The following is a 14,713-nucleotide window of genomic DNA, read 5'->3' as shown; positions in this document are numbered from 1 at the left end:
GCTCGAGTCGGCAGCCCTCCGCGGGCCGGACGCACTCGGCCCCGCGCTGACCGCGGCCAGCGGGGTGCTGGCGCGCGCCGCCGGCGCGATCGAACACCTACCGATCATGCGGCGAGGCGAGGATCCCAGTACGTCGAAAGGAGCCTGAATGCACGCCACCGAGGTCGCCGACCGCGTCCACCGACTGGCCCACGCGCACGTCAACTGCTACCTCATCGAGGACGACGAGGGTGTGACCCTCGTCGACGCCGGCCTACCCAGCATGTGGGGGCTGCTGACCGACACCCTCCGCCGCCTGGGGCTCGGCCCCGGCGACGTGCGGGCGCTCGTGCTCACCCACGGTCACTTCGATCACGTCGGCTTCGCGCGTCGTGCCCGCGTCGAGCTGGGAGTGCCCGTGCTGGTGCACCCCGCCGACGACCACCTGGCCGCGCACCCCTACAGCTACAAGCCGCAGCGCAACCGGCTGTTGTACGCGTTGATGCACCCCCGCTCGCTGCCCGTGCTCGGGCGGATGGCGATGGCCGGGGCGCTTAATGTGCGGGGGATCGAGGACACCGAGGAACTGGCGGTCGGCAGCGCGCTCGAGGTTCCGGGACGGCCCACGGCGATGTTCGCCCCCGGGCACACCGGTTGTCACTGCATCCTGCACCTGCCCGAGCGGGACACGGTGATCAGTGGCGACGCGCTGGTCACGCTCGACCCGTACACGGGGGCCACCGGCCCGCAGATCGTGGCGTCCGCGGCCACCGCCGACACCGCCCGCGCCATGGAGTCGCTGCGCCCGGTCGAGGCCACCGGCGCCGCGACCGTCCTGCCCGGACACGGCGAGCCGTGGACAGATGGCGTCGCCTCGGCGGTCTCCCACGCCCGCGACGTCGGCGAACACTGATCACCGAACGCAGAGCGAGAGGACGCACATGCGAGCGACGACCTACCGCGGTCCCTACAAGGTCCGCGTGGAGAACAAGGACATCCCCGCGATCGAGCACCCCAACGACGCGATCATCAAGGTCTCCAAGGCCGCGATCTGTGGCTCGGACCTGCATCTGTACCACGGGATGATGCCCGACACCCGGGTCGGCCACACCTTCGGCCACGAGTTCGTGGGCACCGTCCACGAGGTCGGACCGTCAGTGCGGAACCTCCAGCCCGGGGACCGGGTGATGGTGCCGTTCAATATCTTCTGCGGCACCTGCTACTACTGCGCCCGCGGGCTGTACTCGAACTGCCACAATGTCAACGCTGGCGCGACCGCGGCCGGGGCGATCTACGGGTACTCCCACACCTGCGGCGGTTACGACGGGGGGCAGGCCGAGTTCGTCCGCGTGCCGTTCGCCGACGTCGGGCCCACGATCATCCCCGAGTGGATGGACGAGGAGGACGCGCTCCTGCTCACCGACGCCGTGGCCACCGGGTACTTCGGTGCCCAGCTCGGCAGCATCGTGGAGGGTGACACGGTGATCGTGTTCGGCGCCGGCGCGGTGGGGCTCTTCGCCGCCAAGTCCGCCTGGCTGATGGGGGCGGGACGCGTGATCGTGATCGACCACCTCGACTACCGACTGGAGAAGGCGCGGACCTTCGCCCACGCGGAGACCTATAACTTCACCGAGTACCGCGACATCGTGGTGGAGATGAAACGCACCACCGACCACCTCGGCGCGGACGTGGCGATCGATGCGGTGGGAGCCGAGGCCGACGGGCACATCATCCAGCACGTGACCTCCGCCAAGTTCAAACTGCAGGGCGGCTCGCCGATCGCGCTGAACTGGGCGATCGACTCGGTGCGCAAGGGCGCGACCATCTCGGTGATGGGCGCCTACGGTCCCGTCCAGAGCGCGATCAAGTTCGGCGACGCGTTGAACAAGGGCCTGACCATCAGGGGCAACCAGTGCCCTGTGAAGCGGCAGTGGCCCAGGCTCTTCGAGCACGTCCGAAACGGGTACCTCAAACCCAACGAGATCATCACCCACCGCATCCCCCTGGAGCACATCGCGGAGGGCTACCACATCTTCTCCGGCAAGCTCGACGACTGCATCAAGCCGATCGTGCTGCCGAACGCCGGATAATCCACAGGAGGCCGACATGCCGTACACCGCTGATGATCGACCCCTGCGCAGGTCGAGCGAGGAACTGCGCGCTCAGATCCCCGGGTGGGGAGCGGACCTGGACCCCGCCGACCGCCCCTCGTACCCCAAGCTACGGCGCGACCTGGAGACCGGCGCGCACTGGGATTTCCCCGAGCGCCAGCCCGAGCGCGCTCCCCGGGAGCGCTCGATCGAGCACCGTTTCCTGCCCCCGGTCTTCGGGACCGCCCAGCCGCTGCACGGGGTGTCCGGGATGATTCGTCGCAAGGCCTATCAGCTGGGGGAGGACAAGACGTCCCGCTGGTTGATGCTGATGGGTGCCGATCGGGTGGACGCGGCGGGGAGCCACGTCCGGTCGCTGTTCACGCTGAGGCCGGACAACCCTCTCACCGAGACCGGCGTCGTCACCGAATTCACGGCCGGCGGGCTCTCGTCACGTCTGGGCAGGGGACGCTACGACGTCCGCCACCAGTGGATGGATCCGATCCTGATCGGCGGTCCGTGGGTGCTGGCGGTGGGTGCCGCGGTGGGCGGGGTCGCGGGGCTGCGCGCCCTCAAAGCCTGAGCCCGCAGCTCCCGCAGGTGGCGCCCGTCGGAGGTCGGTGACTGCGGCGGCCGCGCTGCGACACCAGGGTCTGGCGCAGCGCCCGCTCGGCGATGAGCCCGGTGGCGGCGGAGAACACACCCTTGTGCAGGACGTCCACCGCCAGCTCGCGCCCCGGCCAGGTGGCCGGGGGAGCGCCACCGCCCAGAGCCCGCCATCTGTTCGTCGATTGTCGAGGAGGCATACCTCGCCGGGAGCTCCCGGGGCGACAGGGCTGGCCGGGCCCTCGGCTTCACTGCTCGGTGACGCTCAGTCCTGCGCCGACGCCCCGTCGTCGGGCACGCGACGTCTGACGAGTCGCGGCCTCAACCGATCGGGCGCGGGGGAGCCTCCCCGTCGGAGTTCGGCCATGAGGTCGTGCGCGTAGACGACGAGCCCCGTCGCGTCGACCCCGTGCGGTGCCGGGCCGTCGCCGTGCTTCAGGCGCTCGGCCGCGCGCTCGAGCAGCGCCATGGCTCCCTTGGCGTTGGTGCGCTGGATGTGCGTGATGCCGACCGCCAACTGGGCGAGACCCTGCCAGAGGAGCCTCTCGCCGGCCGGACCGCTCTTCCACGCGCCCTCCAGGACCTCGTGGGCGTGGAACGCGAGGCCCCGGTCCAGCAGGTCCTGTGCCCACGCGAGGGACTCGGCGGGAGGCAGGTCGAGGTCCTCGGGAATGCGCTCGACCCCGACGCTGCCCGGCGGTAGCGGGCGACCGAGCTCGTCTCGTGGGCGGGCGTTACGCGCGCGACCATCCTCATCGCGGTCACGATCCGAACGGGGAGAGGTGGGCATGGCGCCATGGTCCCACCCGGCGGCGCCCGAGTGCCACCATGTGGCGGTCGGGAACCGGGACAATGGAGCCATGCCAGTCACTCTCGCCCCGAATGTGCTGTCGTGGGCGTCGGCGATCGACGAGACGACAGTCGACCAGGCGGTGGCCCTCGCGCGGCTGCCGATCATCCACCCGCATATCGCGCTGATGCCCGACGCGCACGCCGGCAAGGGGTCCGCCGTCGGCACGGTCATCCCGACCGTCGAGGCGGTCATCCCGGCCGCGGTCGGAGTCGATATCGGTTGCGGGATGGTGGCCGCGCGTACCCGGTACACGGAGCCCGACCTCGACCGCATCGACCTGGGCACGTTGCGCGACAGGCTCGAGCGCGCGATCCCGCTGTCGCCGGGCAACTACAACAAGGCCGTCCGTCACGACCACACGCGGGAGCGGGTCCGCGAACTCGAGATGCTCGCCGACTCCGGCGGCGTCGACCTGTCCCACTCGCCGAAGTGGCGAGAGCAGCTCGGGAGCCTCGGCGGGGGGAACCACTTCATCGAGCTGTGTCTCGACGAGTCCGGAGCGGTGTGGTGCTTCCTGCACTCCGGGAGCCGAGGAGTGGGCAACAGGATCGCCCAGAAACACATCAGGATCGCTCAGGGGCAGTGCGCGGAGCGGGGCCTCCGGCTCGAGGACCGTGACCATGCGTACCTGCAGCAGGGCACTGTCGAGTTCTCGCAGTACCTCGCCGAGTTGCGGTGGGCGCAGCGTTTCGCGCGGCTCAACCGTGACGAGATGATGGATCGCTTCCTCGCGGAGTTGGCCCGGATCTTCCGCGACGACGACGCCGGCGAATCGGAACGCGTGAACTGCCACCACAACTACACCGAGAAGATCGAACTCGACGGAAGGGAAGTGTGGCTCACGCGCAAGGGAGCCATCGACGCCACCGAGGGCCGCATGGGATGCATCCCGGGATCGATGGGCACCCGGTCGTACATCGTCCGAGGCAAGGGGAACGCAGACGGGCTGTTCTCCGCGCCGCACGGCGCCGGTCGTCGGATGTCGCGGACACAGGCCAGGAAGCGGTTCACCGCAGCCGACCTCGACGCGGCGATGCAGGGGATCGTCTACCGGCCCGGCGAGGCGTGGGTCGACGAGATCCCCGCCGCCTACAAGGACATCCACCGGGTGATGGAGGACGCCGACGACCTCGTCGACATCGTTCACACCCTGCGGCAGGTGATGAACCTCAAGGGGACGTAGAGAGTAGCCCTGGCCCGCGGTTTGATGGGAAAGTTCGTTTTCCGATTCTTCGCGGAGTGAAGGCGGGGAGAGCTTGTGACGGGCTGCGCGCGTGGTCACCGTCCGGCATGCAACCAAGGTTGGTCAGCCACCGGTCGTAGTGACGACTACGCGTCTGGGAGCCATCGCCCAGAAGGGCCGGCGAACAACAACGTCACCTCCCTGCCCCAGAACGTGGCCGTCGTCATCGACGGCTGGAACGCACTCCGCGGTGCAGATCAGGTGCTGGACTTCGGGGACCAGATCGACCGGTATGTGATCGACTTCGGCAAACTGCCCGACGAGATCGCAGCTCAGCGCAATCGTCCCTCTCGGGTCGTATCGGTCACGGTCGTGATCGGCGTCCACAACCGGGCGCAAAACCCCAGGGCCAGGATGATCGCGGACCAGAACATCCGTTTCTGGCAGCGCGACAAGCGGGTCCGGGACTGTACTTTCAACGGTGTAACTCCGATCTAGGAGGTACACGATGAGTAAGCAGGTTGAGCCGGCGCTGGCGCCGGTCGCGACGGAGGTCAAGGAGCAGCCGGTGTCGACGACGGCGGGTGAGCAGTCACCGGTGGTGGACAAGGAGCTGGTGGCGCAGTTGGTAGGCCAGGCCCAGCGGCAGGGACTGTCCGTGGAGGGCGAGGACGGTCTGCTCGGGCAGCTGACCAAGCTGGTCCTGGAGTCGGCCCTGGAGGGCGAGATCACCGCTCACCTGGGCTACGACAAGCACGAGCGGTCCAAGGGCGTGGACGAAGGCAACGCTCGCAACGGTACGAGGTCCAAGACGGTGTTGACCAAGGCCGGACCGGTGGAGGTCGATGTGCCGCGGGATCGTGCTGGCTCGTTCGAGCCGGTGGTCGTGCGCAAGCGGCAGCGCCGGCTCGGGTCGATCGAGGACATCGTGCTCTCACTGTCGGCCCGTGGGATGACACATGGTGACATCTCGGCGCACCTGGCCGACGTGTACGGCTCGGAGGTGTCGAAGACGACCATCAGCACCATCACCGACAAGGTCCTCCGGCGGGATGGCCGAGTGGCAGAACCGCCCTCTGGACCCGGTGTATCCGGTGGTGTTCGTCGATTGCATCAACGTCAAGGTCCGCGACGGGCAGGTCGCTAACCGGCCCATTTATATCGCGTTGGCCGTGACCGTGGACGGTAACCGCGACATCCTCGGACTGTGGACCGGCGACGGCGGCGAGGGCGCCAAGTACTGGCTGCAGGTGCTGACCGAGATCAAGAACCGCGGCGTCGAGGACGTCCTCATGCTCGTCTGCGACGGGCTCAAGGGTCTGCCTGACGCGGTGAACACCGTCTGGTCGGACACGATCGTGCAAACCTGCATCGTGCACCTGATGCGCAATAGCTTCCGCTACTCCGCCCGCCAGGACTGGGACGCGATCTCCCGCGCTCTCAAGCCCGTCTACCAGGCCGCGACCGTTGACGAGGCCGAGGAACGCTTCCTGGAATTCCAGGAGGAATGGGGGCAGAAGTATCCGGCGATCGTCCGACTCTGGTCGAACAGCTGGGCCGAGTTCGTGCCCTTCCTACAGTTTGACCGCGAGATCCGGCGGATCGTGTGCACCACAAACGCCATCGAGTCGGTCAACGCCCGCATACGCAAGGCCGTCAGGGCCCGGGGCCACTTCCCCAACGAGCAGGCCGCGCTCAAGTGCGTCTACCTCGCCGTGATGGCACTGGACCCCACTGGCAAGGGCCGAGCCCGGTGGACCCAACGCTGGAAGCAAGCACTCAACGCGTTCGACATCGCCTTCGACGGCCGACTCTCAGCCCACCGCAACTAACCCACTACACAAGCAGAGATACACCGTTAAGTTGACAGACCCGGGGCCGCGACCCGGCGGGGGGTTGTTGATGCGGGGAGGGGGGTTGTCAGGTGAGTCTCATGGTGGTCAGGCAGGTGAGGTCCTGGTCTCCGGTGGCGATCGGAACAGTGGCCGACTTGTCGTCGTAGTCGATGGTGAGCGTGGCAGTGATGTCTCGCCGTAGCCAGAATCCGAGGAAGCCGTTGTCGTAGGTGGTGCGTGGTTCGTCGATGAGGATGTCTCCGGTGGCGGTATCGGTGACGGTGACGTGCACCTCTTCGGTGGCCATCTCGCCGCGGCAGGTGGTCAGGCTGTGGAACTGGCAGGGGTGGGTGCTGGTGTTGTAGGGCGCCACTGACAGATAGAACTGGTCATCTGGCATAGGCATCGTTGCCAGGCCCTCATCGCTACTGGTCAAGACCAGTTCGGTCGGCTGCACCGAGGCGATCAGATCATCCGGCCTATCGGCCACCGGCATGGTGTCGAGTTTGTTGATGATCTAGGGCGCGTCGAGACCGGCGAGGCCGTAGGACTCCAACGACGGGTTGGGTGGTTCTGTCGAAGCGTTCTCGGACGGCCCGGTCGAGCAGCCGGCGAAAGTTAACGCGGCGGCAGCAAGGAACGCGGACGCGACTCGTCGCCGCGAGTGGTGTCTGATGGTCATCGTGTTTATCATCGCTCCATCGCTCTTGTGACGGATTCTGGACTCAGGTCGAGGCGGCGTAGCAGCTGGGCGTTGAGAGCGACAACGACTGTCGATAGCGACATGAGGATGGCGCCGACGCTCATGGGCAGCACGAATCCGACCGGGGCCAATACGCCAGCGGCGAGAGGCACGGCGGCGAGGTTGTAGCCGGCGGCCCACCACAGGTTCTGTTTCATTTTGCGGTAGCTCGCGCGGGAGAGTTCGATGACCGAGAGCACCGAGCGCGGATCCGAGCTGGCCAGGATCACCCCGGCGGAGCCAATCGCCACGTCGGTCCCGGCGCCGATGGCGATGCCGACGTCGGCTTGGGCCAGCGCCGGGGCGTCATTGACCCCATCGCCGACCATGGCGACCTTGCGGCCCTCGTGCTGGAGCTGGGCGACCTTGGCGGCCTTGTCTTCGGGCCGGACCCCGGCGAAGACCCGGTCGATGCCCAGTTCGGCGGCGACGGTGTCGGCGACGGCCTGAGCATCGCCGGTGATCATGACGACCTGCGCACCGGCAGCATGGAGCGCGTCGACGGCGTCACGGGACTCGGGCCGGATCTCATCGGCCAACCGCAGCGCACCGATCACCCGACCATTGGCGAGGATGTGCAGGATGATCGCGCCCTCGGTGCGCCAGTGATCGGCGACAGGGAGTTCGTCGCGGCCATGCTGGTCGAGGAGATAGGGGCCACCGACCTCGACCACGGTGCCGTCCACCGTGGCCTTCACGCCCACAGCTGGCGAGGAGGAGAAGTCGGTCGCCTTCGACACGGCCAGTTCGCGGGCTCGCGCGGCCCCGATCACAGCTCTGGCGAGCGGGTGCTCACTGTCGCTCTCGGCCGCCGCAGCGAGGGCGAGCACCTCGTCTTGGGTGTGTCCCTCGATCGGTTCGATCCCGGTGACGGTGGGTTCGCCCTTGGTCAGGGTGCCGGTCTTGTCGAACAGCACGGAGTTCACCGTTCGCATCGATTCCAGCGCGAGGCGGTCCTTGATCAGCACGCCGCCGCGGGCGGCGCGTTCGGTGGCGATCGAGACCACCAGCGGGATCGCCAATCCCAGGGCGTGCGGGCAGGCGATCACCAGCACGGTGATCGTGCGAACCACCGCCGCATCCGGCAACCCCAGGACACTCCAAATGACCGCGGTGATCGCCGCCGAACCGAGGGCGAACCAGAACAACCACCCGGCCGCGGTGTCGGCGATGCGCTGGGCACGCGAGGAGGATGCCTGCGCGTCGGCCACCAGCTTCTGAATTCCGGCCAGGGCTGTGTCGTCACCGATTGCGGAGACTTCGACGCGCAAGCCGGAGTCGGTGGCCACCGTGCCGGCGACCACTTGCTCGCCGATCTCACGGCGGACCGCCTTGGACTCGCCGGTGACCATGGATTCGTCCATGCTGGCCGAGCCGTCGATAATCTTGCCGTCGGCGGGCACAGAAGCGCCGGGGCGGACGATCACGACGTCACCGACCGCCAGGTCGGCGGGTGCGACTGTGACCACGTCGTCGCCGTCGAGCTTCTCGGCCTCATCGGGTAGCAGTGCCGCCAGGGAGTCGAGTGCAGAGGTGGTTTGCGCCAGGGAGCGCATCTCGATCCAGTGGCCCAGCAGCATGATGACTACCAGCAGGGCCAGTTCCCACCAGAAGTTCAGCTCAGGATCCAGGATGCGCAAGGTAGCGCCCCAGGAGGCGATGAACGCCACCGTGATCGCCAAGCCGATGAGCAGCATCATGCCGGGTTGACGAGCGCGGACCTCGGAGAGAGCGCCGGTCAGGAACGGCCGGCCGCCCCAGAGGTAGATCACTGTGCCCAGGATGGGGGAGACCCACCACACCCATCCGGCGTCGATGAGGTGGTAGCCAAGGAGGTGGGCGAACATGTCGTTGAAGCCGACCACCGGTACCGCCAGGACGAGCATGATCCAGAAAAGACGTCGGAACTGTCCGACGTGGTCTGCGTGCCCGGCATGACCGCCGTGGTCTTCATGTCCGGCGTGATGCTGCCCCGCCTGGTCGTGGCCGGTGGTGTCATGGGGCGCGTCCGGGTGATGATGCTCGGCTACCGGCGCGCCCCTATCGTCGAGGCGCCCGGCCGAGTCGCCACCGGATCCGTGCCGGTGGGCGTGGTCATGATGATCGTGTGGCTGACTCATTCGTTCACTTCCGTCTTGTCCAGTGCCGCGCGGTTGGCGTGATCTTCGGGCAGCAGCCGTCCGGCAGCTTCGATATCCAGAAGTTTCGAGGGAGTGGAGCAGCACGAACACGACTCCCTGACAGCCGTTAGCGGTAGCGCATGGTGCGTTCTAGAGGTCATGGACATTCCTTCCCGCAGGCCCAGTTGCGAATGCTCTCGGCCAAGAGGCGATACCCCCATAGGGTATCGATCCATGTTCGTCGTCTGTGTCGGCCGCACAAAGTTCACGGATGCGAAACCGGGGTTGTGGGCCGCTGCCGCGGCCCGCAACGATCGGGTGGTTAGAGCGAGTTGAGCAGGTCGCGCATGGTGTCGATTTCCTGTTGCTGGGTGTCGATGATGGTCTGGGCCAGGTCGACGGCAGGCTGGAAACTGCCGTTTTCGACCTCATCTTCGGCCATGGTGATCGCGCCTTCGTGGTGGGCGATCATCTGCTCCAGGAACAGTCGTGCGGCGTCGGTGCCTTCGGCGTCGGACAGTTGCTGCAGTTCGTCGGCGCTGAGCATGCCGTCCATCTCAGCCATGTTGTGGCCGCCGTGACCGCCCTGCGGTTCGGTGGGTTCACCCCACTGGTCGAGCCACTCGGTCAGCTGCTGGATCTCTGGGCCTTGAGCGTTCTTGATGTCCTCGGCCAGCGTGGTGACGTCCTCGGGGATGCCGTCCTTGGCCAGAATGATGTCGCTCATCTCGATCGCCTGTTGATGGTGCGGCATCATCATCTGCGCGAACATCACGTCCGCCTCAGAGTGTTCCGCGGCCGCACTGGATGTGGCGGTCGTCGTCGATTCGACGGCCGACGAGATGACAGAGGTCGTGGCTTCGGCGGTGGTGTCGTCGCTGTCGTTGGTGCACGCGGAGAGGGCGAGCAGCGCGGCTGCCGCAACTGCGGTGACTAGCTTGGGCTTGCGGATCATCGTGGGAGTGCCTTTCTCGATGGGTATAGGTCGGGCCGGGAGTGGTCAGGCGAGGTAGGACAGGGTGGTCATCATCCCGGCCTCCTGGTGGTAGGCGTTGTGGCAGTGGAAGGCCCATTGACCGGGGTTATCGGCATCGAATTCGATCTCGACCGTGCGCATCGGCCGGATCGTGACGGTGTCCTTGCGCAGCCCGGTGTCGGCGAGGGCGAAGGTGTGCCCGTGCAGGTGCATCGGGTGGACCATGTCGGACATGTTGCGAAGCCGCATTCTGATCCGCTCGCCCTGGGGGACGTCCAGTGGCGTCGAGTCGGGGTGGGCGCGGCCATTGAGTGTCCAGCGGTAAGGCGCCATGGTGCCGCCCATGTCGACGCTCAAATAACGGTCGTGAGCTCGATCTGCCACGCGGGCTGCTGGCGTTGGTGTCAGGTCCGTGCCGAAGAGAATCCGCCTGTCGAGTTCGTCTGGGCGATCCTGGGCCGGTAGTTGGCCGGTGCCCGTGCGCACGATGCCGTACCCGTACCCGGTTTTGCCCTCCGCCTGGGCAAATAGCGGGAATGCACCGTCGGCCAGCGTGACGACTACGTCCACCCGTTCACCCATCCCGATCAACAGGGCATCTGCGTCGTCGGGCTCGACGGGGAAACCATCGGTGTGGGTGACCGTCATCTGGTGTCCGCCGAGTGCGACGCGGAAGACGGTGTCGGCACCGGCGTTGACGAAACGAATCCGTGCCCGCTGTCCCGGCGTGGCGGTCCACACGGTCGGATCGGCAGGGACGCGCCCGTTGATCAGATAGAGCGGGTAGGCCACGTCCCCGGCGGCACCGATCAACGGCGACAGCATCGCGCCGTCGCCGGAGTGCATGCCCCCCATAGCGCCGTGATCCATGCCTGCGGTCGCGCTGGCGCGTTCAGAGCCGCTGGGAATGCCGAGCTGGGATGCGGCATCGTCTGGGGTGCCGGCGATACCATCGAGCCAGTCATCGAGCACCACAAGCCACTCGTGGTCGTAGTCACCGGGCTCGGCTGGGTCATCGATGATCAGTACGCCGTACAACCCGCGATCGAGCTGCAACCCCGAGTGGGAATGGTAGAAGTACGTGCCCGGATGCGAGGCGGTGAACTCGTAGTCGAAACGGGCACCGGCCGCGATGGGTTCCTGCGTGAGACCGGGGGCGCCATCCATGTCGTTGCTCATCGCGATCCCGTGACAGTGCACACTCGTCGGCGCTGGTAGCTGATTGTCCACCGAGATCTGCAGCAGGTCACCAGCCCGAGCCCGCACCACCGGCCCGGGTATTGCCTGGCCGTAGGCCCACGTGGGAACCACGCGTCCGCCCAGGTCGACCTCGACCGGGCGGGCGACCAACTGCGCCGAGGTCACCGGCTGATTCGGTCGTCGCCGCTGGAGTTCGAGCTGGCGAACCACAGGGGATGAGGCAGTCACCGGTGTGCCGGAAGGGGCGGCCGGTCCAGTGCAGGCCGCCAGGGCGCCGGCACCGGCGACCACCGTGCCGAGCAGGAAGCCACGACGGGACAACTCACCCACCGAGTGCCTCCCCATGCCTGGAGCCGAACAGAACGGTCACCAGAAAAAGCGCGGACACCCAGAAGACGATCAGGCCCATGGCCCCCACAGTCATGCTCGTCCACGCTGTCACCCGCGCCTCCCTCATCCGGTCGACAACCAGGATTGCGGGCGAACCTGCGCGTTTCGGTGGAGATCGCATGAAGGTTCGCTCAAGAATTTCCCCTGGCCCAGGGGGTTCGCGCTGGAGCTGACCATGATGGAGGCCATGGCCTCTTCTCCTCGTGCGCTCGGAACGACAGAAGTCGCCGCGCCGACGCCGCGTCCGGCCACGGGTTTGCGGGCGATGGTTGTCGAGGACGAGCGGTCTTTGGCCGATGTCGTGGCCACCTATCTCGAACGGGACGGCTTCGAGGTGACGATCTGCGGCGATGGTCTTCAGGCGGTGACACTGGCCCGGCAGGTCGACCCGGACGTCATCGTCCTCGATCTTGGCCTGCCCGGGCTGGACGGGGTGGAGGTCTGCCGGCAGGTTCGCACGCATTCCGACGCCTACATCGTCATGCTCACGGCGCGCACCGAGGAGGTCGATACGCTGATCGGTCTGTCCGTCGGTTCAGACGACTACATGACCAAACCGTTTAGCCCCCGCGAGTTGATGGCCCGAATTCAGGCAATGATGCGTCGCCCGCGTACGGGCCCGGCGGCCGGTGCTCCCGCCGTGATGGGCGCGGGGGAGTCGCTTCGCAAGTTCGGCGACCTGACGATCGATGTCCAGGGCCGGGAGGTCACCGTCGCCGGGAACGCAATTGCACTCACTCGCACCGAATTCGACATCCTTGCGGCCCTATCGAGAGACCCCGGCGTCGTTCTCGGCCGGCCCCAACTTATCTCCGCGGTCTGGGGACCGAACTGGGTCGGCGATGATCACCTTGTCGATGTGCACATCGGGCATCTGCGCCGAAAGCTCGGTGATGAGGCCACTCGAGGCCGCTACGTTCGTACCGTCCGAGGTGTCGGCTACCGGATGGGCATCGGACAGTGAACTCTCGCGCCGCCAGCCGCACCTTCGTGCCGAGGCTATGGCCGCGCCGAATATTCGCCCGGTCGAGCTTTGGCAGCAGGCTGCTCACCGCGCTGAGCGTGGTTGTTGTCGGTTGCGCGGTCAGCGCGTGGTTTGTCGCCTCAGCTCTAGCCCCGGGAATCTTCCACGATCACCTGGGCCAGGCCGGCATCGATCATAATTCGGCGGAGGCAGCCCACGTCGAGGAAGCATTCACGGCGTCTATCATCGTGGCCTGGGGGTTGGCGGTGACCATCGCAGTGTTACTGGCGCTGCTGGTGAGTTGGTATCTCACCCGGAGAGTCCAACACTCCGTCACCGCCGTGACCTCCTCGACCGCCGAGATCGCCAGTGGACGCTACGACACGCGGGTCGTTAGCCCAGGCCTGGGCCGCGAGTTCGACGATCTCGCCGACAGTGTCAACGAACTCGCCCGACGGCTCGACGCCACCGAGACCACCAGACGCAGGATGTTGGCCGACCTCGGACACGAAATGCGCACACCCCTTGCCACACTCGACTCCTACCTCGAAGCCATCGACGACGGCATCCACACCTTCGACGACGACGTCCGAACCATTCTGTGGTCGGCTACTCGGCGGCTGGAGAGACTCGCCGCGGACATCGTCGACGTCTCCCGCGCGGAAGAACACCTCACCCGCCTTCGCCCCAGTCTGACCACTACTCGGGCCCTGGTGACCAGTGCGGTCGACGCCGTCCGAGAACGATACGAGAACAAGGGAGTCCAGCTACACACCCATGTCGACGACGCGCCGGTGGCGGTGGACACCGACCGCATCGGACAAGTACTGGGCAATCTCCTGGACAACGCGCTCCGCCACACCCCCGCCGGCGGCACCGTCACCGTCACCAGTACGGAGGTAGGACACCGCCACGTCGAGATCACTGTGTCGGACTCCGGCGAAGGAATCGCCCCACACCACCTCGACCACCTCTTCGACCGCTTCTACCGAGCCGACACCTCACGCGGCCGCCACAGCGGCGGCAGCGGTATCGGCCTGACCATCACTCGCGCACTCGTCGAAGCCCACGGCGGGCACATTCGAGCACACAGCGACGGGCCCGGCCAAGGGGCAAGCTTCACCGTCACAATTCCGAAGCCTGGCTAAGGCGACCCCGGTGTAGGGGCCTGTAGGAAGCTCGAGCGGCGCGCAATCTACTACTCGGCATCGTTAGCTTTACAGAACGCGTCTTATCGGCGCTCGCCCCTATTGCGCAGGTGTCGGGTTATGCGCTGGCGAGTCGCTGGGCGGCCCATTGGTTGAGGGAGACGTGGTTTTCTGCGGCCTCCATCACTAGCCGGCGGTGGACTTCTGCTGAGGTGCGGACGTAGATGGTGCCGCTGTAGGAGCGTTCGGCGAATGGCTGCGGCACGCTCTCGCCTGCGGCGGTGAGGTCGTCCACGACGCCGGCCACGACCTCCACCAGGCCCTGGAGGGCTTCTGTTTGATCCTGCTCGAGGTAAGACAGCGACGGAAACTCCAGCACGGTGGCGACGTACTCGTTGTCGTCGGGGGACCACTGCACTCGGTACGAGTAGCGACGGACATCGATATCGCTCATGACTGCTCCTCCATCTTTTTGATCGCTGCTAGCCCCGCTGATTCATGGAGTGTGAGGACGGCTTCTGCCGGGTGACGGTGGGTGCGATTGCGTCTATGGGCGTGCGGGAGCGCCGGCTGGCGTTGCCGGTGGCGGGTCTCCGAGTGGTGCTGTCGTGGGCGGGCAGGTGAGGT

At 66.8% G+C, this 14,713-nt stretch carries 15 protein-coding genes and 1 pseudogene; 8 read left to right on the top strand and 8 right to left on the bottom strand.

The features are described from left to right. Positions 1–148 precede the first annotated feature (148 nt). From HMPREF3086_RS02510 to HMPREF3086_RS02500, 3 genes are read left to right on the top strand one after another with little or no spacing between them, the layout of a single operon-like run. The gene (locus HMPREF3086_RS02510; RefSeq protein ID WP_070720025.1) at positions 149–892 is read left to right on the top strand and encodes an MBL fold metallo-hydrolase; all 744 of its coding nucleotides are present in this window, start codon (positions 149–151) and stop codon (positions 890–892) included. A gap of 28 nt (positions 893–920) precedes the next feature. Continuing rightward, the gene (locus tag HMPREF3086_RS02505) at positions 921–2,069 is read left to right on the top strand and encodes a zinc-dependent alcohol dehydrogenase (protein ID WP_070720023.1); all 1,149 of its coding nucleotides are present in this window, start codon (positions 921–923) and stop codon (positions 2,067–2,069) included. A 16-nt stretch (positions 2,070–2,085) separates the two neighbouring features. Then, positions 2,086–2,652 (top strand): hypothetical protein, encoded by a 567-nt coding sequence (locus tag HMPREF3086_RS02500; RefSeq protein ID WP_070720021.1) that lies wholly within the window; start codon positions 2,086–2,088, stop codon positions 2,650–2,652. On the opposite strand, the gene HMPREF3086_RS17820 is transcribed toward HMPREF3086_RS02500, so the two are convergent. Beyond that, entirely contained in the window at positions 2,642–2,875 is a 234-nt protein-coding gene (locus HMPREF3086_RS17820) for a hypothetical protein (protein WP_181365970.1), read from the bottom strand. The genes HMPREF3086_RS02500 and HMPREF3086_RS17820 overlap by 11 nt on opposite strands. A 65-nt stretch (positions 2,876–2,940) precedes the next feature. Continuing rightward, positions 2,941–3,465, bottom strand: a complete 525-nt coding sequence (locus HMPREF3086_RS02495; protein WP_070720019.1) for a DUF309 domain-containing protein — start codon at positions 3,463–3,465, stop codon at positions 2,941–2,943. A gap of 70 nt (positions 3,466–3,535) precedes the next feature. Between HMPREF3086_RS02495 and HMPREF3086_RS02490 the strand changes: the two genes are divergently transcribed. From HMPREF3086_RS02490 to HMPREF3086_RS02480, 3 genes and pseudogenes are all read left to right on the top strand, one after another. Continuing rightward, positions 3,536–4,711: an RtcB family protein gene (locus HMPREF3086_RS02490; RefSeq protein ID WP_070720017.1), complete on the top strand. Its 1,176-nt coding sequence runs from the start codon at positions 3,536–3,538 to the stop codon at positions 4,709–4,711. Positions 4,712–4,924: 213 nt separating this feature from the next. Beyond that, entirely contained in the window at positions 4,925–5,209 is a 285-nt protein-coding gene (locus HMPREF3086_RS02485; RefSeq protein ID WP_070720016.1) for a hypothetical protein, read from the top strand. 10 nt (positions 5,210–5,219) lie between these two features. Then, positions 5,220–6,543, top strand: a pseudogene (locus HMPREF3086_RS02480) (IS256 family transposase). Positions 6,544–6,631: 88 nt separating this feature from the next. Here HMPREF3086_RS02480 and HMPREF3086_RS02475 read toward each other — a convergent pair. From HMPREF3086_RS02475 to HMPREF3086_RS02455, 5 genes are all read right to left on the bottom strand, one after another. Next, positions 6,632–7,060, bottom strand: a complete 429-nt coding sequence (locus tag HMPREF3086_RS02475; RefSeq protein ID WP_256386763.1) for a CueP family metal-binding protein — start codon at positions 7,058–7,060, stop codon at positions 6,632–6,634. Positions 7,061–7,063: 3 nt separating this feature from the next. Beyond that, positions 7,064–7,228, bottom strand: coding sequence for a hypothetical protein (locus HMPREF3086_RS19425; RefSeq protein ID WP_239550478.1), 165 nt, complete (start codon positions 7,226–7,228; stop codon positions 7,064–7,066). A gap of 8 nt (positions 7,229–7,236) precedes the next feature. Then, entirely contained in the window at positions 7,237–9,174 is a 1,938-nt protein-coding gene (locus tag HMPREF3086_RS02470) for a heavy metal translocating P-type ATPase (RefSeq protein WP_070720014.1), read from the bottom strand. A gap of 556 nt (positions 9,175–9,730) precedes the next feature. Then, a complete protein-coding gene (locus HMPREF3086_RS02460; RefSeq protein ID WP_070720010.1) occupies positions 9,731–10,363 on the bottom strand; it encodes a DUF305 domain-containing protein in 633 nt (210 codons plus the stop codon). A 45-nt stretch (positions 10,364–10,408) separates the two neighbouring features. Next, positions 10,409–11,929, bottom strand: a complete 1,521-nt coding sequence (locus tag HMPREF3086_RS02455; RefSeq protein WP_083324246.1) for a multicopper oxidase family protein — start codon at positions 11,927–11,929, stop codon at positions 10,409–10,411. Between the two features lie 310 nt (positions 11,930–12,239). Here HMPREF3086_RS02455 and HMPREF3086_RS02450 point away from each other — a divergent pair, with 310 nt between their 5' ends. Together HMPREF3086_RS02450 and HMPREF3086_RS02445 are read left to right on the top strand one after the other, a co-directional pair. Next, on the top strand, positions 12,240–12,938 hold the full coding sequence (locus HMPREF3086_RS02450; protein WP_070720006.1) for a response regulator transcription factor: 699 nt from the start codon (positions 12,240–12,242) through the stop codon (positions 12,936–12,938). A gap of 50 nt (positions 12,939–12,988) precedes the next feature. Then, positions 12,989–14,086 carry a sensor histidine kinase gene (locus HMPREF3086_RS02445; protein ID WP_070720027.1) on the top strand — a complete coding sequence of 366 codons (1,098 nt, stop codon included), beginning with the start codon at positions 12,989–12,991 and terminating at the stop codon, positions 14,084–14,086. Positions 14,087–14,204: 118 nt separating this feature from the next. Here HMPREF3086_RS02445 and HMPREF3086_RS02440 read toward each other — a convergent pair whose 3' ends face one another. Then, on the bottom strand, positions 14,205–14,540 hold the full coding sequence (locus HMPREF3086_RS02440) for a type II toxin-antitoxin system HicB family antitoxin (protein ID WP_070720004.1): 336 nt from the start codon (positions 14,538–14,540) through the stop codon (positions 14,205–14,207). Between the last annotated feature and the right edge of the window lie 173 nt (positions 14,541–14,713).

The organism is Dietzia sp. HMSC21D01 (assembly GCF_001815995.1).
GTDB lineage: Bacteria > Actinomycetota > Actinomycetes > Mycobacteriales > Mycobacteriaceae > Dietzia > Dietzia cinnamea.
This window is presented reverse-complemented; position numbering and strand designations above follow the sequence as displayed.

Bases quoted from the DNA above. Each gene is read 5' to 3' on its own strand.
- HMPREF3086_RS02510 (WP_070720025.1), top strand. From the start codon at position 149: ATGCACGCCACCGAGGTCGCCGACCGCGTCCACCGACTGGCCCACGCG.
- HMPREF3086_RS02505 (WP_070720023.1), top strand. From the start codon at position 921: ATGCGAGCGACGACCTACCGCGGTCCCTACAAGGTCCGCGTGGAGAAC.
- HMPREF3086_RS02500 (WP_070720021.1), top strand. From the start codon at position 2,086: ATGCCGTACACCGCTGATGATCGACCCCTGCGCAGGTCGAGCGAGGAA.
- HMPREF3086_RS17820 (WP_181365970.1), bottom strand. From the start codon at position 2,875: ATGCCTCCTCGACAATCGACGAACAGATGGCGGGCTCTGGGCGGTGGC.
- HMPREF3086_RS02495 (WP_070720019.1), bottom strand. From the start codon at position 3,465: ATGCCCACCTCTCCCCGTTCGGATCGTGACCGCGATGAGGATGGTCGC.
- HMPREF3086_RS02490 (WP_070720017.1), top strand. From the start codon at position 3,536: ATGCCAGTCACTCTCGCCCCGAATGTGCTGTCGTGGGCGTCGGCGATC.
- HMPREF3086_RS19425 (WP_239550478.1), bottom strand. From the start codon at position 7,228: ATGACCATCAGACACCACTCGCGGCGACGAGTCGCGTCCGCGTTCCTT.
- HMPREF3086_RS02470 (WP_070720014.1), bottom strand. From the start codon at position 9,174: ATGCTCGTCCTGGCGGTACCGGTGGTCGGCTTCAACGACATGTTCGCC.
- HMPREF3086_RS02460 (WP_070720010.1), bottom strand. From the start codon at position 10,363: ATGATCCGCAAGCCCAAGCTAGTCACCGCAGTTGCGGCAGCCGCGCTG.
- HMPREF3086_RS02455 (WP_083324246.1), bottom strand. From the start codon at position 11,929: ATGGGGAGGCACTCGGTGGGTGAGTTGTCCCGTCGTGGCTTCCTGCTC.
- HMPREF3086_RS02450 (WP_070720006.1), top strand. From the start codon at position 12,240: ATGGTTGTCGAGGACGAGCGGTCTTTGGCCGATGTCGTGGCCACCTAT.
- HMPREF3086_RS02440 (WP_070720004.1), bottom strand. From the start codon at position 14,540: ATGAGCGATATCGATGTCCGTCGCTACTCGTACCGAGTGCAGTGGTCC.